At 65.0% G+C, this 18,268-nt stretch carries 16 protein-coding genes; 6 read left to right on the top strand and 10 right to left on the bottom strand.

Annotated elements, in window-relative coordinates; genetic code table 11:
* Positions 1-110 precede the first annotated feature (110 nt).
* Together ACODTA_RS14190 and ACODTA_RS14185 are read left to right on the top strand one after the other, a co-directional pair.
* The gene (locus ACODTA_RS14190) at positions 111-3,074 is read left to right on the top strand and encodes a TonB-dependent receptor domain-containing protein (RefSeq protein WP_489066562.1); all 2,964 of its coding nucleotides are present in this window, start codon (positions 111-113) and stop codon (positions 3,072-3,074) included.
* 7 nt (positions 3,075-3,081) lie between these two features.
* Positions 3,082-4,587 carry a carboxylesterase/lipase family protein gene (locus ACODTA_RS14185; RefSeq protein WP_489066561.1) on the top strand — a complete coding sequence of 502 codons (1,506 nt, stop codon included), beginning with the start codon at positions 3,082-3,084 and terminating at the stop codon, positions 4,585-4,587.
* A 53-nt stretch (positions 4,588-4,640) separates the two neighbouring features.
* Here the strand turns inward: ACODTA_RS14185 and ACODTA_RS14180 are convergent, their stop codons facing one another.
* Together ACODTA_RS14180 and ACODTA_RS14175 are read right to left on the bottom strand one after the other, a co-directional pair.
* Positions 4,641-4,844, bottom strand: coding sequence for a ferredoxin (locus ACODTA_RS14180; RefSeq protein ID WP_489066560.1), 204 nt, complete (start codon positions 4,842-4,844; stop codon positions 4,641-4,643).
* Positions 4,841-6,064, bottom strand: a complete 1,224-nt coding sequence (locus ACODTA_RS14175; RefSeq protein WP_489066559.1) for a cytochrome P450 — start codon at positions 6,062-6,064, stop codon at positions 4,841-4,843. The genes ACODTA_RS14180 and ACODTA_RS14175 overlap by 4 nt, the downstream gene beginning before the upstream one ends.
* Positions 6,065-6,289: 225 nt before the next feature.
* Here ACODTA_RS14175 and ACODTA_RS14170 point away from each other — a divergent pair, with 225 nt between their 5' ends.
* Genes ACODTA_RS14170 through ACODTA_RS14160 form a run of 3 tightly spaced genes read left to right on the top strand, consistent with a single transcriptional unit; the run spans position 6,290 to position 9,622 of the window.
* Positions 6,290-7,546 (top strand): CaiB/BaiF CoA transferase family protein, encoded by a 1,257-nt coding sequence (locus ACODTA_RS14170; RefSeq protein ID WP_489066558.1) that lies wholly within the window; start codon positions 6,290-6,292, stop codon positions 7,544-7,546.
* Positions 7,543-8,700, top strand: coding sequence for an acyl-CoA dehydrogenase family protein (locus ACODTA_RS14165; protein ID WP_489066557.1), 1,158 nt, complete (start codon positions 7,543-7,545; stop codon positions 8,698-8,700). Before ACODTA_RS14170 ends, ACODTA_RS14165 begins: the two co-directional genes overlap by 4 nt.
* A gap of 13 nt (positions 8,701-8,713) precedes the next feature.
* Positions 8,714-9,622, top strand: coding sequence for a DMT family transporter (locus ACODTA_RS14160; RefSeq protein ID WP_489066556.1), 909 nt, complete (start codon positions 8,714-8,716; stop codon positions 9,620-9,622).
* On the opposite strand, the gene ACODTA_RS14155 is transcribed toward ACODTA_RS14160, so the two are convergent.
* A complete protein-coding gene (locus ACODTA_RS14155) occupies positions 9,607-10,137 on the bottom strand; it encodes a dihydrofolate reductase family protein (protein WP_489066555.1) in 531 nt (176 codons plus the stop codon). The genes ACODTA_RS14160 and ACODTA_RS14155 overlap by 16 nt on opposite strands.
* A gap of 254 nt (positions 10,138-10,391) precedes the next feature.
* Between ACODTA_RS14155 and ACODTA_RS14150 the strand changes: the two genes are divergently transcribed.
* Positions 10,392-10,661: a hypothetical protein gene (locus ACODTA_RS14150; protein ID WP_489066554.1), complete on the top strand. Its 270-nt coding sequence runs from the start codon at positions 10,392-10,394 to the stop codon at positions 10,659-10,661.
* A 42-nt stretch (positions 10,662-10,703) separates the two neighbouring features.
* Here ACODTA_RS14150 and asd read toward each other — a convergent pair whose 3' ends face one another.
* Genes asd through ACODTA_RS14115 form a run of 7 tightly spaced genes read right to left on the bottom strand, consistent with a single transcriptional unit; the run spans position 10,704 to position 18,261 of the window.
* Positions 10,704-11,651, bottom strand: a complete 948-nt coding sequence (gene asd, locus ACODTA_RS14145) for an archaetidylserine decarboxylase (protein ID WP_489066783.1) — start codon at positions 11,649-11,651, stop codon at positions 10,704-10,706.
* Between the two features lie 25 nt (positions 11,652-11,676).
* Positions 11,677-12,873, bottom strand: a complete 1,197-nt coding sequence (locus ACODTA_RS14140; protein WP_489066553.1) for an acetyl-CoA C-acetyltransferase — start codon at positions 12,871-12,873, stop codon at positions 11,677-11,679.
* A 25-nt stretch (positions 12,874-12,898) separates the two neighbouring features.
* On the bottom strand, positions 12,899-14,044 hold the full coding sequence (locus tag ACODTA_RS14135) for an acyl-CoA dehydrogenase family protein (protein ID WP_489066552.1): 1,146 nt from the start codon (positions 14,042-14,044) through the stop codon (positions 12,899-12,901).
* A 12-nt stretch (positions 14,045-14,056) separates the two neighbouring features.
* Positions 14,057-14,884 carry an HTD2 family dehydratase gene (locus ACODTA_RS14130; RefSeq protein ID WP_489066551.1) on the bottom strand — a complete coding sequence of 276 codons (828 nt, stop codon included), beginning with the start codon at positions 14,882-14,884 and terminating at the stop codon, positions 14,057-14,059.
* Entirely contained in the window at positions 14,881-16,101 is a 1,221-nt protein-coding gene (locus tag ACODTA_RS14125; RefSeq protein ID WP_489066550.1) for a CoA transferase, read from the bottom strand. Before ACODTA_RS14125 ends, ACODTA_RS14130 begins: the two co-directional genes overlap by 4 nt.
* Entirely contained in the window at positions 16,101-17,105 is a 1,005-nt protein-coding gene (locus tag ACODTA_RS14120) for an NADP-dependent oxidoreductase (RefSeq protein ID WP_489066549.1), read from the bottom strand. The genes ACODTA_RS14125 and ACODTA_RS14120 overlap by 1 nt, the downstream gene beginning before the upstream one ends.
* Before the next feature lie 34 nt (positions 17,106-17,139).
* Positions 17,140-18,261: an acyl-CoA dehydrogenase family protein gene (locus tag ACODTA_RS14115; protein WP_489066548.1), complete on the bottom strand. Its 1,122-nt coding sequence runs from the start codon at positions 18,259-18,261 to the stop codon at positions 17,140-17,142.
* Between the last annotated feature and the right edge of the window lie 7 nt (positions 18,262-18,268).

Here is an 18,268-nt window from a genome sequence, read left to right as displayed (position 1 = left end):
AATCAGATTATCGTCAGAAAATCCAGTCGCAAAACCCGGATTGACAGGGTGCCGACTCTTCCACTAAAATTGCACTCAAGAGCAAAATTAGCGACATAGGGGAGACTGGAATGAGGCACACCAGAAGCTTGCTTGCCGGCACCGCGATCGTCATGTTCGCCGCCGTGCCCGCACAGGCGCAGGACAGCGCGCCGGCCGCACAGGAAGCCGCCGAAACCGCCACCCCGACAGACATCGTCGTCACCGGCACCCGCATCGTCCGCGACGGCTACACCTCGCCGACGCCCGTGACCGTCGCCACGACCGAGGATCTGGCGAAGACGACGCCGACCAGCATTCCGGACGCGCTCAACAAGTTGCCCCAGTTCCAGAACTCGCTGAGCCCGTCGCGCACGGCGCACAATTTCTCGGCCATCCCGATCCACGGCAACGTGCTCAACCTGCGCGGCCTGGGCACGCCCAGCAACAATCCCAAGGGCCCGCTGCGCACCCTGATTCTGTTCGACGGCATCCGCGTGCCGCCCACCGCCTATCCCGGCACGATCAACACCGACGTGCTGCCGCAGCTCCTGATGCAGCGCGTGGACGTGGTGACGGGTGGTGCTTCGGCGCAATGGGGTTCGGATGCGGTCGCGGGCGTCGTCAACTTCGTGCTCGACAAGAATTTCACGGGCATCAAGGGCGTCGTCCAGGCTGGCGTATCGGAGCGTGGCGACAATGAAAGCCAGCGCATCGGCGCGGCCGCCGGCTTCGATTTCGCGGGCGGCAAGGGCCACATCCTGCTCAACGCCGAATATTTCAACGCCGGCGGCATGTACAAGGAAGAGCGCTGGTACGGCCGCCAGGGCTTCAATTTCGTCGGGTCTACATCGACCGCGCTGGGCGCACCCGGCACTGCGGCCAACCCTTATACGATCGGGCGGGACATTCGCATTTCGGCGCTCGCCGCCAATGGCCGCATCACGGCATCGAGCGTGACGGGCAATCCCTTCGTCGGCCGCGTCATCAACAACAATGGCACGACGCGCCCATTCAACACCGGCGCCGCGGTGGGCACGGCCGGCTTCCAGTCGGGCGGCGACGGCTACATGATCCAGAGCCACACCCATGCCATCACACCCGCCGAGAATATCCAGACCTTCGGCCGCATCGCCTATGATCTGACACCTGACATCACCGCCTATGTGCAGGGCGGATGGTCGCGCGCCAGCCTCAAATATACGACGCAGACCAATGCGCTCGTTCCACCTTCGGGCGGCGTCAACATCTACAAGGGCAATCCGTATCTCTCCGCCGAGCTCGAAGCCTCGCTGCCGACAGCGGCCGACTTCATCACGGTGGGCCAATATGATGCGGGCCAGCCCCAACCGATCTCGCGCGAGCAGACCGATTACTGGCTGGCGACGGCGGGGCTCACCGGCAAGCTGAGCAACCTCAACTGGTCGGTCAACTACACGCATGGCCAGTCCAAGCACGCCATGGATAATTCGGGCCTCTACAACTACAAGCGCCTGTACGCGGCGGTCGACGTGGTGCGGAACCCGGCCAATAATCAGCTCACCTGCCGGGTTCTTCTCGATCCTGCCGTCGCTTCCCAATATACCGGCTGCCAGCCGCTTGACGTACTGCATGGCAACCCGGCGGCTTCAACGCCCGCCGGCTACGCCTATGCGACCGGCACCTCCAGCTATCGCGCCACGATCAAGCAGGACTCGGTCACCGCGAATCTGAGCGGCAGCCTGTTCGAACTGCCAGCCGGCCCCGTCGACTTCGCGATCGGCGCCGAATATCGCAAACAGTCGTTGCACCTTGCCAGCAATGCCGATCCGGCGACGCTGGCAGGCGCCACCCCCGCCGAAACCGCCGCGATCAGATCGACCTATTTCGCGGGCCTGCGCGGTGTGCCGGGCGGCGCGCTCTATTACTGGCTGACCAACGTCGGATCGGCCAATGGCAGCCTCAACGTCAAGGAGGCCTATGCCGAACTCGCGGTGCCGATCCTGCGCGATACGCCGTTCTTCCGCGAACTCAGCATCAATGGCGCCGCCCGTATCACGGACTATTCGACGTCGGGCACCGTCAAGACCTGGAAGGTCGGCGCGACCTGGAAGCCGATCGACGACCTGCTGCTGCGCGGAACCTATTCGCGCGACATCCGCGCGCCCAATCTGTTCGAGCTTTTCGCGGGCCTGCAAAGCGGCATCGGCATCGTCAACGACGTTCGCAACGCGGCCGGCACCTATGGCAGCGGTCAGAATGTCAACGTCAACAGCGTGACGGGCGGCAACCCGAACCTGAAGCCCGAGACGGCAAAGACGCTCACCCTGGGCGCCGTGCTTTCCCCCCGCTTCCTGCCGGGCTTCTCGTTGTCGGTCGACTATTACAAGATCAACGTCGAGAATCTGATCGACTCGCTCACCGCGCAGCAGATCCTGACCAACTGCCTCAACGCCGGCGGATCGGGCGCCGCGGAATGCGACCTCATCACGCGTGCGACGCCCACCACATTCCCGTCGCTGGTGCGTATCGTTCCCGCCAATATCGCGTTCCTGAAGACCGCAGGCTTCGACATCGACGCCAGCTATCGCACCGATCTGGGCAATGGCCGGCTCTCCGTGCGCCTTTACGCCAATTATCTCGATCGCTTCGACAGCCAGCAATATGCCGGCGCGCCGATCGCCCATTATGCGGGCGTGAGCGTGGTTTCGAGCAACCCGGCGGGGTATCCGCGCTGGCGCGGCAATCTCTCGGTCGATTACACCAACGGCCCGTTCGGCGTGACCTTGACCGAGCAATATATCGGCAAGATGCGGCTCAACATTCCCGGCGGCGCGCTCCCGATCGCCTTCACCGATCCGCATGTCTCGCCGGTGCTCTACACCGATCTGTCGCTGCGCTTCACCATTCCCGGCATGGGCGGGAACATGGAGATGTTCGGCACGGTCAACAACCTGTTCGACAAGCAGCCGCCGATCATCCCAGGCACCGTGCCGGGCGTGAACATCGCCACCAACATCGCGGTCTACGATTTCGTCGGCCGCGCCTACACCGCGGGGGTCCGCTTCAAGTTCTGACCTGCCCGTGAGGCTTGCAGCAACCGCCGCAGCCAGCCTCCTCCTCGTGGGAGCGGCCCCGATCGAACCGATCGTCCGCACCACACTCGGCCCCGTCCGCGGTACAGCGCGTGACGGGGCCTTTCTTTTTGCGGGACTTCCCTATGCGGCACCGCCGATCGGCGAACGCCGCTGGAAGGCGACAATGCCAGCCACGCCATGGCGCGGCATCCGCGATGCCACGCAGTTCGGCCCGGATTGCCCGCAACCGCCCCGCAGCGGCGTGGCCAATCCACAAAGCGAGGACTGCCTGACGCTGAACATCGCGACTCCCGACCCGACGGCCAGGAAATTGCCGGTGATCGTCTCGATTCATGGTGGCGCCTATTTCGCTGGTTCGGGCCGCGAACTGCTCGGCCAGGGTGTACCCGCGATCGTGCGCGACGGTGTGGTACTGGTCGCGCCCAATTACCGGATCGGACGGCTCGGCTTTTTCGCGCATCCCGCGCTCAGCGCCGAAGCCCCCCGCGCGACCGCCAATTACTGGCTGATGGATCAGGTGGCGGCGCTCGAATGGGTCCGCGCCAACATCGCGCGCTTCGGTGGCGATCCCGACAATGTCACCATCATCGGCTGTTCGGCGGGCGGATCGAGCATCAACGCGCTGATGGCCTCCCCCGCCGCACGCGGCCTGTTCGCGCGCGCCAGCGCCCATTCGGCCGGCGGATTGTTCAATGCCAACCGCGCGCTCGCTCAGGGCGAGCAACAGGGCCTCGCCTTTGCCGGCCGCGTTGGCGTGGCCGGGAACGACGCCGCCACCCTGTCCAGCCTGCGGGCATTGAGCGTGCGACAGATACTGGCCGGCGACAGCGGCGCCCCCGATTTCGGCGCTGTCGTCGATCGGACATGGCTGCCAAGGCCGCTGTCCGTCGCCTTTGCGCGCGGCGAGATCGCGCGGGTGCCGTTGATCAGCGGATCGACGAGCAACGAAGCCAGCGTGTTCGGCCTGATGGGGTTCGACGCGACCGTGCTGGCGCGGCGCTTCGGCATCGATCTGGCTGCGGTCGCGCCAGCCTATGGTCCGCTCGATGCGAAGGAGCTGCTCCGGCAGGTGCAGACCGATTTCATCTTCACCGCCGCCGCCATGGGAATGACCGCGATGGCGGCGCGTAACGGAGCGCCAACCTGGTCATATCACTTCGACTATGTGAACGACGCCCGGCGCGGCGCCGTACCGGGTGCCGCGCATTGCGAGGACAGAGGCTATTGGTTCGGCACGCAACACGATCCGTCGCCCCGCGACGCGGCGGTAGGCAGGACGATGCGCGGCTATCTGCTCAACTATGCGCGGACCGGCAATCCGAACGGCCCGGGACTGCCAGTCTGGAAACCGTCGCGTCCCGGCATGGTCTCTCCATTGCGGATCGGAACCGAGGCAGCGATGGCGCCTGATTTCCGGAAACGTCAGCTCACCCCATGGTATGCAAAATGGGAAGCGGAAACCGGTGAAAGGTTGGGAATTTCCGGGCGCTGATCTTCTTCGTCATTCCGGCAAGGGCCGGAATGACGAACAGGGTTGCAATGGCGCTACTCCACGATTTCCAACGCGCGCTCCGGACACGACTTCGCGCCGCGCCATGCGCGCTCGGCATCCCCCTCTCCCACCACGATATCGCCCGGCAGGATATAGCCGTCATCGTCGAGGATGAAGAGATCGGGCGCCATCGCCGCGCAGCGCGCATGGCCTTGGCATTTGCCGGGGACGACCCGGATCAGACGAGCGCTTCTCATGACCAGTCGAGCTCCAGTTCCTCGATGCCGAAGACATGACCGCCAAAGGTGAGCGGCGCGGTGCCCGGCTTGATCCGGAAATCGGGGATGCGCGCCAGCCATTCCTCCAGCCCGATCACGATCTCGCGGCGCGCGAGATGCGATCCCAGGCAACGATGCGGGCCATAGGCGAAGGCGACGTGGCGATTGTCCTCACGCTCGAGATCGATCGTATCGGGATCGGGAAATTCGCGCGGATCGCGATTGGCGAGCATTGTCGGACACGAGATATAATCGCCCTTGCGGATTGGCGCGCCCTGGAAATCCATGTCGCGCGTCGCAACCCGAACGAGCTGGACCGTCGGATAGGCGCGCAGCAACTCCTCCACCGCCAGCACGATGCGTGACGGATCCTCGCGCAGCTTCCGCTGATCCTCCGGGTGCGTCGCCAGATAGTTGAGATCGAAGCCGATGGCCGCGGCGACGGTGTCGAGCCCGGCGATCAGGATCAGCACGCCGATGCCGCGCACCTCGCGGTCCGTGAGCTTGCGTCCTTCCACCTCAGCCTGGACGACGAAGGTCATGAAATCGTCGGCGGGTTCGCGCCGGCGCAATTCCGCCAGCTCGTCGATGAACGCGACGATCTTGCGCGCGGCCGCCGGCCGCTTGATGTCGTCCCCATGCAACTGATCGTTCGCCCAATCGACGAATTCGTCGAGCCTGCTGTCAGGCAATCCGATGAAGCGCAGGAAGATATTGACCGCGAAGGGAAAGGCGAAATCCGTCATGACGTCGCAATCACTGCCCTTGGCCTTCACCGCCTCGATCAGCGCCACCGCGCGTTCGCGCACCGCCGCTTCCATCTGCATCACCTTGCGCGGCGAGAAGAGTGGATTGAGCATGGTGCGGTAGGCGGCATGGCTCGGCGGATCGATCTCGAGCGGGATCATCGGCCAGTCCTCACCCAGCGCCGAGGCGAAGATCGCACGATGGCTGGAGAAGCTTTCAGCATCCTGGAGCACGCGGCGCTGGTCCTCCGCGCGCGTGATCACCCATGTGCCCTTGCCCGTCCGCGTATTGTTCGGCGCATAGAAGATGCGCGGCCCCTGATGGAGATAGCTGATCGCGCCCTGCGGATCGCCGCCGCGCGTGGGCGGCATGCCGGGCGACGTGAACAGGTTGAAGTCTCCGACCATTTCGGGCGGAACATGCGCGGGTATTTCATTTGCGGCGCTTGCCATGCATCGCTCTCCTGCGGTGCTTTGAAGTTGCTTGCAGCCTATCGCAGCGTGACGAAGATTGAAAACAGAAATTGCATTGCGGTGCAATTTTGATATCACTGAGCCGTCTGGAGCATGCTTTGATCCGCTGAAAGCGGATCGCATGCTCCAAAGTCATGTTTGGCGCGATTGTCGTGTCGTTCGATGGGTCCATCGAACTACAAATCGCTCTAAGGAGGGATGCCGGTGTTCGATCTGTTGAAGGGCGTGCGCGTCATCGAGTTCGGGATATTGCTCAACGGCGATCATCTCGGCATGCTGCTGAGCGATCTGGGTGCCGAGGTGATCAAGGTCGAGGAACCGCTGAAAGGCGATTATCTACGCGACATGCTGGGCCAGATCACCCCGCACCACAGCCCCGCGCACCTGCAGGTCAACAAGAACAAGAAAAGCGTGACGCTGAACGTCAATACCGAAGCGGGCCGCCACGCCTTTTTCGAACTGCTGAAAACCGCCGATATCTTCGCCGACGGGCTGCGCGGCGGCGCATGCGAGGCGATGGGCATCGGTTACGAAGCGCAACGCGCGGTGAAACCCGACATCATCTATATGGCCAGCACCGGCTTCGGCATGACCGGCCCCTATGCGCGGCTCGGCGCCCATGGCTATTCGATGGCGGCGGTGGCAGGCGGCCTGCCCGCCGCGAAGGACGAGAACGGCTTTATCGATCGCACGGAAAGCACCGACCTGTTCGGTGGCATCAAGGCAAGCCCCGGTTCGGGCGGCCCCTTCGCTGTCATGGCCGGGCTCGCCGCGCTGGTAAGACGTCAACAAACGGGCGAAGGCGCGTTCATCGATGTCGCCTCGTCCGACTGCAATCTCGCCGCATCCTGGCTCGCGACCGTCACCAACCTGAACTACGACCGCCTCACCGACCTGACCGGCATGGCGCCGCGCGGCGTGGCGAACGAAGGCTGGCCGGCGGGATCGGTGCTTTATGCACTGTATGAAGCGAAGGACGGCCGCTTTATGATGTTCGGCGCGATCGAGCCGAAATTCTGGTATAATTTCTGCGATGCGGTGGAGCGGCCGGATCTGAAGCAAGCCATCCGCACCGACATTCCCGTCGACTATGGCGTCGAGGCGCAATGGCTGCGCCCGGTGCTGCGCGACATTTTCCAGACGCGGACATCGTCCGAATGGATCGCGCTGGCGCTGGCGCGCAACATCCCGATCGCGGTCGCCAACACGCTCGACCAGGTGCCGGAGGATCCGCACAATCAGGCGCGCGGCATGTTGTTCGAGCATGACCATCCGGGCGCCGGACCGATGACGTATCTGCGCTATCCCGCGATCGTCGATGGCGCGCGCAGCGGGATCGGCATTCCCGCGCCCGCGCTTGGCGAGCACACGCAGGACGTGCTTTCATCGCTCGGCCTTTCGGCCGATGAGATCGCGGCAGCGCAAGTGACGCCGCCGCGCAAACAGAAGCAGAACCCATGATCGAACCCGAAGACCATCAGGAGATCCGCGAAGCCGTCCGCCGCCTGTGCGCCGGGTTTCCCGGCGAATATTGGCGCGCGCTCGATCGCGACCGCGCCTATCCCACCGATTTCGTCCGCGCGCTGACCGAAGCGGGCTGGCTGAGCGTGCTTATCCCCGAAGAATTTGGCGGTTCGGGTCTCGGGCTTGGCGCCGCGGCGGCGATCCTTGAAGAGATCCACCGCTCCGGCTGCAATGGCGGCGCCTGCCATGCCCAGATGTATACGATGGGAACGCTGCTCCACCACGGCTCGGCCGAGCAAAAGGCGCAATGGCTGCCACGCGTCGCCAGCGGCGAAGTGCGCCTGCAGGCATTCGGCGTGACCGAACCGGGCAGCGGCACCGATACGACGCGCATCGCCACTCATGCCCGGCGCGAGGGTGACCGCTACATCGTCAACGGCCAGAAGATCTGGATCAGCCGCGCCGAGCATTCGGACCTGATGGTGCTGCTCGTCCGCACCACACCGCGCGATCAGGTGGCGAAGCGCACCCAGGGGCTGAGCGTGCTGCTTGTCGACATGCGCGCGGCACTGGGCAACGGCCTGACCATCCGCCCGATCCGGACAATGCTCAATCATGCGACAACGGAACTGTTCTTCGACGATCTCGAAGTGCCCGTGGAAAACTTGATCGGCGTCGAGGGCGAGGGATTCCGCTACATCATCGACGGCATGAATGCGGAGCGCGTGCTGATCGCATCTGAATGCATCGGCGACGGGCGCTTCTTCATCGACCGCGCCAGCGCCTATGCGCGCGACCGGGCGGTCTTCGGCCGGCCCATCGGAGAAAATCAGGGTGTACAATTCCCGATCGCGCGCGCGCATGTCCAGCTCAGCGCCGCCGCGGCGATGGTCGAGAAGGCCTGGGCATTGAGCGAACAGGGCCGCGCCTTCGGCACCGAAGCGAACATGGCCAAGATGCTGGCATCCGAAGCATCCTGGTTCGCGGCCGATATGTGCGTGCAGACGCATGGCGGCTTCGGCTTCGCCGAGGAATACGACATCGAGCGCAAATTCCGCGAGACGCGGCTTTATCAGGTGGCGCCGATCTCGACCAACCTGATCCTCAGCCATGTCGCGACGCATGTGCTGGGGCTGCCCAAATCCTTCTGACGCGGCGACCGGCATGAACCGACCGCCGCCAGTACCCGTCGATCCACATCTCGGCGCGGCCGATCTGGCGGCGGTGCTGATCGTCAACATCGCCTTCGGTCTCAATCTGGTCGCGATGAAGGTGGTGGTCGATGCGGCCGCGCCTTTCCTGGCCGTGGCGGTTCGCATGGCGATCGTCTTCCTGCTGTGTGCGCGCGGTTTCCGTGGCGTCCCCGGGCGGAACGGCTGGCTGGCGCTTTACGGACTGCTCAATGGCGGGCTGTTCCTGCTGGTGCTCAACCTGTCGCTGATGGCGACGGACAATGTCGGCGCGCTGGCGATCGCGGGGCAACTCGGCGTGCCCTTCTCGCTGCTGCTCGGCGCGATCATCCTGGGCGAACGCCTGTCCGGACGGCGCGTGTTCGGCGTCGCCATCGCCTTTGCCGGCGTGGTGATGCTCGTGTTCGATCCGCATGCCGCGCATGAACTGAAGGGGCTGGTGCTGATGGCCACGGCCTCGTTCCTTTGGGGATCGGGCACGCTGATCCAGCGCAAGCTGGGCGGCATATCGATCATGACCATCCAGTCCTGGAACGGACTGATGGCGGCCATCGTGCTCGCCCCCTTCGCGTTCGCATTCGAGCGCGACGCGATCGCGGCACTGCCCGATATCGGGCTGGTGCCATTGGCCTGGCTCGGCTTTAGCTGTGTGATCGCGACTGTGATCGGCCAGGGGCTGCTCGCGCATCTGCTCCAGCGCCATCCGATCTCGTCGGTGATGCCGTTGCTGCTGCTTTCGCCGGTGGTCGGCGTGGCCGGCGCGTCGCTCTATTTCGGCACGCCGATCACCGCCGTCATGGTGGCCGGCGGGCTGATCACGCTGGGCGGCGTGGCGCTGCTGACCCTGAGCGGCCGGCGTCCGCCCGATCAGGCGGGAACATAGGTCAGCCTGATGACGTCCACGTCGACCCGATCGCTCGCCATCAGGCGAAGCGGCGGTCGCGGCGCGGCGAAATATGGCGTGCCCCCGCCAAGCACGACGGGGTGCAGATAGATCTGATATTCATCGATTAAGCCGAGTTCGCCAAGGCTTCGCGCCAGTTCCGGCCCGGCGACTTCGATCTCGCCATCGCGCTCAGCCTTGAGCGCGCGAACCGCCGCCTCCAGATCGCCCCCGACAAGCGAGGCATTGGGGCCGACGGACTCCAACGTGCGCGAGACCACCCATTTCGGCTGACGACACCAGGCATTCGCGAACGCGCGCGAATCGGCATCCCATTCAGGATTTTCATCGTCCCAATAGCGCATGACCTCATACATGCGGCGGCCGTACAGGCTGCCCGACAGCCCTTCCGCATGCTCGATGAAATGGCGGAAAAGGGCCGGACTGGGGCCAAAACCAATATGATCGACATAGCCATCGAGCGACTGGTTCAACGCGAAAACAAGCTTGGCCATGCCCAGGTCCCTTCCTCTCGCATCGCATCGATGCGATTCCGCTTGTATTATGCAATCGGTATAACGCTAGCCATACTGGTTTCGAACCGCAATCGGTTTGATTGCGATGCGGCGCGACCCTGACGCTTCAGTCTTTCGCGACCAGCCGGGCACGTGTATCGCGCCCGCAACAAACGCATTCGAATACGCGGATCCCGACAGCGGACGCGGCGGATGCTCTCTGAAGGAACGTTCGGTTGGAAGAGAAGAATTCCGTGGAGTTGTCGTCGGTCACGATCCGTCTGGAGGGGAAAGAGGACGCCGAAGCGATCTGCAACATGCTGCGCGGCCTGTTGCTGTCCACCAAGGTCGTCCAGCTCAAGGGCATCACGAACAGCCGCCTGTTTCGCGGGCAGGTCGTTTCTTTCGGTGATGCCGCCATCGCGCAGAAATTCATCACCGATGTCGAGATGCTGTTCGGCCAGACCGTCCGGGACCGGCTCGAGATCACCTTGCACGGCGAGAATGCCGAAGAGGCGGACTGAAGCGCTCCACCACCCGCGACATGCGCCGGGAACCGCCCAACCTCAGGGCCGCATTCCCATCCTCTCGCCCAGGCGGACCGGGCGTTCCGGTGCCCATGTTTCATTGAATGCGATGACGTTCGGGCGGAACAGCATCACGATCGTCGAGCCGAGCAGAAAGCGGCCCATTTCCTCGCCCTTGCTCAGCTCGATGGCTTGATCGGCATAGGTCCATTCGGAAACGGCGCCGGTACGCTTCGCGTTGACCACGCCGTGCCAGACGGTCGCCATGCTGCCAACGATCGTGGCGCCCACCAGCACCATCACGAACGGGCCATGCTCCGGCGATTCAAACACGCAGACAACACGCTCGTTACGGGCGAACAAGTTCGGCACGCCGCGCGCGGTGACTGGGTTCACCGAGAACAACGCACCCGGCACGTGGATCATCCGCGTCAGCCGGCCATCGCATGGCATGTGCAGCCGGTGATAGTCCCGGGGTGACAAATACAGGTTGGCGAACCCGCCGTGACGAAAATACGCGGCCAGGCTCTCGTCTCCTCCGACCAGATCGGTGGTCGTGAAGCGATGCCCCTTGGCCTGCATGATATGATGATCGTCGATGGCACCGAACTGGCTGATCGCGCCATCCACCGGACAGATGAAATCGGCCTCCGCCAGCGGTCGAGCACCGGCCTTGAGCGGACGCGTGAAGAAGTCGTTGAAACTCTGGTAGCTGGCGATGTCCGGATTCGCGGCCTCGCTCATGTCAACGCCGTATCTGCGCACAAACCAGCGGATCAGCGCCGTCGTCCTGGCGCCACCCCGCGCACCGGCGACACGGCCGGCCAGGGTGGTCAGTCGCTGCTTGGGCAACAGATATTGAAGCAGCACCTTGAAACGATCGGACATGGCAAACCTCGAAACGGGGACGCCCCGGTCAGCGTCCCGCGTTTCGCATGATGGATCGCGGTGGATGCGTCCAGCGACTTCGACATGGTTGCCGCGCATCAACGGCGGGAACCGAACGCCGAGTCTAGGCCCGCTCGAAAACCGCCGCCAGACCTTGACCGCCGCCGATACACATCGTCTCCAGCCCGTAACGGCCGCCGCGACGGCGGAGTTCGTGGACGAGATTGGCGAGGATACGGCCGCCAGTGGCGCCGATCGGGTGGCCGAGCGAGATGCCCGATCCATTGACGTTGAGGCGATCCCTGTCGTCCCAGCCCCAGCCCTTCAGAACGGCAAGGACCTGCGGCGCGAACGCCTCGTTGAGTTCGACCAGGTCGATATCGTCCCAGCTCAGCCCCGTGCGCGCGAACAGGCGCGCGACGGCGGGCACCGGGCCGATGCCCATGCGCGACGGCTCGCAGCCCGCCGCCGCCCAGCTATGGAACCAGGCCAGCGGCTCGAGACCGAGTTCGGCCAATTTGTCCTCGGCGACGACGAGGCAGGCGGCGGCGGCATCGTTCTGCTGGCTGGCATTGCCCGCCGTCACCACGCCCCCCTTCTCGATCGCGCGGAGCGCACCGAGCGATTCCAGCGTCGCGTCCGGCCGGAAACCTTCGTCCCTGGTGAACATCACCGGATCGCCCTTGCGCTGCGGCACGGCGACGGGAACGAGTTCGTCGGCAAAGCGGTTCTCGGCCCATGCGGCGGTGGCGCGCTGGTGGCTCATCACGGCATATTCGTCGCAGGCCTCACGGCTGATGCCGTAATCCTTCGCCAGATTCTCGGCGGTCTCGATCATGCCGCTGATCACGCCGAAGCGTTCGATCGGCTGCGACATCAGCCGTCCACGCGTCAACCGGTCATGCATCGTCGACGAACCCGAGCGCGCGCCCTTGCGCATGTCGGTCGAGTAATATTCGACATTGCTCATGCTCTCGACGCCGCCGGCGATCACGACGTCGGCCGCGCCCGTCTGAACCATCATCGCCGCGTCGATCACCGCCTGGAGCCCGCTGCCGCAGCGGCGGTCGAGTTGATAGCCCGGCACTTCGATCGGCAGCCCGGCGGCGAGCGCCGCCCAGCGGCCGACCGCCGGCGCCTCGCCATTGCCATAGCCCTGCGCGAAGACGACATCGTCGATCCGCATCGGATCAATGCCGGTGCGCTCGACCAGCGCCTTGATGATCACCGCGCCGAGATCGCCGGCCTGCATACCGGAAAGCGCGCCCATGAATTTGCCGACGGGCGTGCGGAGCGGCGTGACGATAGCGGCCTTGCGCATGGTGTTTCCTGTCCTTTTCGTTCGATTAGCCAGCCGCGCGGATCATTTCGCGCGCGATAATAAGCTGCTGGATTTGAGAGGTGCCCTCGTAAAGGCGCAACACACGCACGTCGCGATAGAAGCGCTCAACCTTATATTCGGAAATATAACCCGCGCCGCCATGGATCTGGACGGCTCGGTCGGCGATCCGGCCGACCGTTTCGCTCGCGAGATATTTGAGCGCCGACGCCTCCAGACTGATCTTCTCACCCGCATCGAAGCGCGCGGCGGCGCGCTCCATCAGCGCCTCCACCGCCAGCGCCTCGGTCTTGCAATCGGCGAGCATTGCCTGGACGAGCTGGAAATCGGCGATGCGCTGGCCGAACTGCTTGCGCTCCATCGCGTAGCGCAGGCTCATCTCGATCAAGCGGTCGCACATGCCCATCGCGACCGCCGCGATATGGATGCGGCCGCGATCGAGCACCTTCATCGCGGTCTTGAAGCCCAGGCCGGGGACGCCGCCGATGATGTTGGCGGCCGGCACGACGACATCATCGAGGATCACATCATAGACGTGCGCGCCACGCTGCCCCATTTTCTTGTCGGGCTTGCCCAGGCTGATGCCAGGCGTATCGGCGGGAACGATGAAGGCGGAAATGCCACCCGCACCCTTCACGTCGGGCTCGCTGCGCGCCATCAAGGTGAAGACGGTCGCGCGGCCGGCATTGGTAATGAAACGCTTGGTGCCGGTGATCCGATAATTGTCACCGTCGCGGACCGCAACCGTACGCAGCGAGGCGGCGTCGGAACCCGCGTCCGGCTCGGTCAGGCCGAAGCTCGACACCGCTTCGCCAGTCGCGAGCCTGGGCAGCCATTCGCGCTTCTGCTCCTCGGTCCCGTCGATGACGATCCCCTGGCTGCCGATGCCGACTGTCGTGCCGATCACCGAACGGAAGACCACCGACGCACGCGTCAGCTCGCGGATCACCGCCGCCTCCTCGACCATGGTCAGGCCGAGCCCGCCATATTCCTCGGGCACCGACAGGCCGAACAAGCCAAGCTCGCGCATTTCGGCGACGATCGCCTCAGGCACGAGATCGTCATGCTCGACCTGATCCTCGGCCGGAATCAAGCGCTGGTCGACAAACCGGCGAACGGTGTCGCGAAGAAGAGTGAAGGTTTCCTGGTCCATATCGGTCCCCGTTTAATCGGCGGTTGCGATCATCGCCGTGATGCCGTCGCAACGGACGGCGACTATCTCATTCTCGATACCGCCGGGCCGCAGCAGCACGGCCTGCCCGCAAAAGAGCGGCGCGACAGCGCGGAACGCGAAACGCACCGGCGGCCGGCCCAGCCGGCGTGCGGCATAGGCATGAAGCCGAGTTGCGGTGAGCGGGCCATGCACGACGAGGCCGGGATATCCCTCGTCCGCGGTCGCATAAGGCAGGTCGTAATGGATGCGGTGGCCGTTGAAGGTCGCCGCCGAATAGCGGAACAGATCGATCGACCCCGGCAGCCAGCGCTCATCGTCGTCTCCGACAGAGAGCCCGACATCCTCCACGGCAGGCGTCGGTGCGCCGACATCGCGATAGACGATGGTCTGGCGCTCGCTCAACCGCCCGATGCCCTGCTGGCTCAGCACGCGGTCCAGTTCGATCAGCACCAGTTCTCCCGACTTGCCGACCCGATGCTTCACATCGCGGATCGTCATGGCCAGCTCCGCCTCGACATCGAGCAGCAAGGGGCGCTCGAAACGGATCTCGGCGGCCGCGAACATCCGGCGCGGCAACGTGATCGGCGGCAGGAAACCGCCGCGAAGCGGATGACCGTCCACCCCCACCCCATCCGCGGCGACCGTCGGCAGGAAATAGGCCCAATGGCCGAGCGAAGGTTGCCGCGATTCGATGTCGAGATCGCCACCCGATGCGGCGGCATAACGGCGCATGGATTCGCGATGGAGATATTCGACATTGCGCTCGCTGCGGCCGATCCAGCCGCGCCATTGCTCGATCAGCGCCGGATCCAGGCTCATCGGGCGCTCGCCACCACGCCGCGATCGTGCAGCGCACCGATCGCACCGCTGTCGAAGCCAAGGAGCGAGGCCAGCACCTCGTCGGTATGCTCGCCAAGGCGCGGTGCCGGCGACACGGGCCCGCGCGGCTGGCCAGACAACGTGCCCGCCGGCCCGGCGGCGGGATAGTCGAGCCCGCTGGGATGGCGGATCGTCTGGAAGATCGGATTGGCAGCGAACAGCCGCGTGTCTCCCGTCGCGGCTTCGCGCAGCCCCCGATATCTGGACCAGGTGACGCCCGCCGCGTCGAAAGCCGGCCCGAGCACGGCAAGGTCGCGCGCCGCGATCGCCGCCTCGAACAGCGGGAACAGCCGGTCGCGATGCGTGAAGCGCGCCGCTTCGTCGGCGGCGAAGGCAACGTCCAGCTCGTTTTCAAGCGCGGCGACGGCATCGGCCAGATCGAGCGCACGGACCAGCCCGCGCCACTGATTGGGCGTGATCGCGACGATCATCACGCGCTCCCCGCCAGCCGCCGCGAAATCGCGGCCGAAGGCGCCGAACAGATCATTGCCCATGCGCGGACGATCCTGGCCCGAAACGAGCACTTCGGCGAGCGAACCCATGTGGCTGAGGCTCGACGCGACCAGATCCGAGAGCGGCACGCGGACTTCGCCGCCGCCCCGGCCCTCGCGCCTTGCGCGTTCCGCCGCGACCAGCGAGAAGGCCGCATAGGCGCCGCCGAGCAGATCCCAGGCCGGCAGCACGTGATTGACGGGGCGCGGATCGTCGACCGGACCGGTCATCATCGGAATGCCCGACGCCGCATTGACGGTATAGTCAACCGCAGGCGCACCGTCTGCCCAGCCCATCACGCGGACGCAGACGATATCGTCGCGCTTCGCCTTGAGCGCGGCGTGCGACAGGAAACCTTCTGCCGGGTAGTTGGTGACGAACAGGCCGGCATTCTCGCCCGGCGCGGTCGCGAGCGCCACCGCCAGTTCACGCCCCTCGGGCGAGGACAGGTTGAGCGCGACCGATTTCTTGCCCTTGTTCAACCCTTCCCAATACAGGCTGGCTCCGTTGGGGGCGAGCGGCCAGCGGCGGAAATCCGGCCCGCCGCCGATATTGTCGAAACGGATCACCTCGGCACCCATCTGCGCCAGATGCAGCCCGCAGGACGGACCGGCGATGAATGCCGCGCCCTCGACCACGCGCAAGCCATGCAGAAGATCGTACATCAGCCGAGTCTTACCAGCGTGCGCCCGAGATTCGCGCCCGAAAAAAGACCGAAAAAGCCGTCCAGCGCACGATCCACGCCTTCATAGACGGTTTCGGCCTGAGCGAGACTGCCCGCCTGATACCATGACGTCACGTCGCGCAGCAGCGCCGGTTCCAGATGATGATAGTCGAGCGCTATGAAGCCCTGCAGCCTCAGGCTCTTGACCACCGCCTGCATCAGGTTGCGCGGCGCGGCATTGGGCTCGGTCGCGTTATATTGCGAGATCATGCCGCACAGCGCGAAACGCGCTTTCGGATTGGCGATGGCAAGCGCGGCCTGGAGATGCTCGCCGCCGACATTCTCGAAATAGACGTCGACGCCCTCGGGCGCCGCGCGCGCGAGCGCCTTGGTCAGGCTGGGTTCGGCCTTGTAGTCGATGACCTCATCGACGCCGAGAACATCCTTGAGATAGGCGATCTTCTCCGCACCGCCCGCCGCGCCGATCACCTTGTGCCCGCGCAGCTTGGCGAACTGGCACACATTGGATCCGACGCCGCCCGATGCGGCGGACACGAATACCACGTCGCCTGGCTTCAGCGCCGCGACCTCGAACAGCCCGGCATAGGCGGTCAGCCCGGTCATGCCAGCGAAACCCAGATAAGCGCTTTGCGGGAGTATGCTGCAATCGCGCGACTTGAGCGCGCTCGCGGGCGCGTTGAATGCCTCACGCCAGCCCATCCGCGAAAAGACGATATCGCCCGGTGCGAAGGCGGGATCGTTCGACGCCACCACCTCGCCGATCGCCGGCCCCTCCATCGCGGCACCGAGCACGAAGGGCGGGATATAGGATCTGGCGTCGCTCATCCGCCCGCGCATCGCGGGATCGACGGCCATCCAGCGATTTCGGACCTGAACCTCGCCCGGCCCCGGATCGGGCAGATCGACCGAAGCCATTTCGAAATCGCCGGGCACGGGCGTGCCGACCGGACGGCTGACCAGCCGGACTTCGCGCGATATCGTCATCGAGTGGTTCCTGCCTTGATCATGCGCATCGCGGTCAATGGCCGGTAAGCACGGCGAAACGCTCGCGATGATAGGCGGCGCTGCCATAGCTCATGTCGGCCACGCGGGCGCGCTTGTAATAATAGCCCGCGTCATGCTCGTCGGTCATGCCGATCCCGCCATGGAGCTGGATCATTTCCGAGGAAACGAGGCGCAGCGTCTCCCCGGCGAGCACCTTGGCGATCGATGCCAGTTCCGCGACATCGGGTCCGTCACGATCGAGCGCGGCGAGCGCCGCCGCCACCGCCGAACGCGTCAGTTCGATCTCGCCGTAAAGCGCGGCAACGCGGTGCTGGAGTGCCTGGAAGGTGCCGATGATCTCGCCGAACTGGACGCGCGTGCGCAGATAGTCGAGCGTCGTCTCGAACGCCTCGCTGGCGGCGCCCAGCATTTCGGCCGCAGCACCGATCCGCGCGCGATCGAGGACGGCATCGAGCAAGAACGCGCCCTCTCCCACGGTTCCCAGCACAGCCGCCGCACTCACGGCCACACCCACGAATTCGATCGCGGCCGATCCGCGCGGTTCGATCTCGCTCAGCCCGATCCGCGAAACGCCCGCCATATCGGCTTCAACCAGGAACAGGGTGATGCCCTCAGCCGTCCGGGCGGACACGATCAGCAGATCCGCCGCCATGCCATGCAGCACCGGCTGCTTGCGCCCCGTCAACCGCCAGCCCGTGCCGTCCGCATCGGCATGCAATGCCGTGTGATGCGGATCATGGCGCGCGCCCTCGTCGACCGCGAGCGTCGCGATCGACGATCCGTCCGCGATCCGCGGCAGCCAATGCGCCTGCTGTTCGGGCGTTCCGCCGAGCCGTAGCGCACTGGCCCCGGCAAGCGCGGAACTGAGCAGCGGCGACGACACCAGGGTCCGGCCAAGTTGCTCCAGGACAAGGCCGAGGCTGGCATAGCCGAAATCCGCACCGCCAAATTCTTCGGGTATGATCACGCTCGCCCAGCCCATCTCGGCGATCTCGGCGTAGAGCGCGGGATCGAATCCTGTCGTCGCCGCGCCATTGGCGCGCAACCGGCGCAGCGCGCCGACTGGAGCGCGCTGTCGTACCCAGGATTCCGCTGCATCGCGGAGCATGATCTGTTCTTCAGTGAGCTGGTGCATGACGGGA

It is taken from the genome of Sphingomonas sp. FG14, assembly GCF_057809675.1.
The sequence above is the reverse complement of the archived record's forward strand: the minus strand, read 5'-3'. Positions and strand labels throughout refer to the sequence as shown.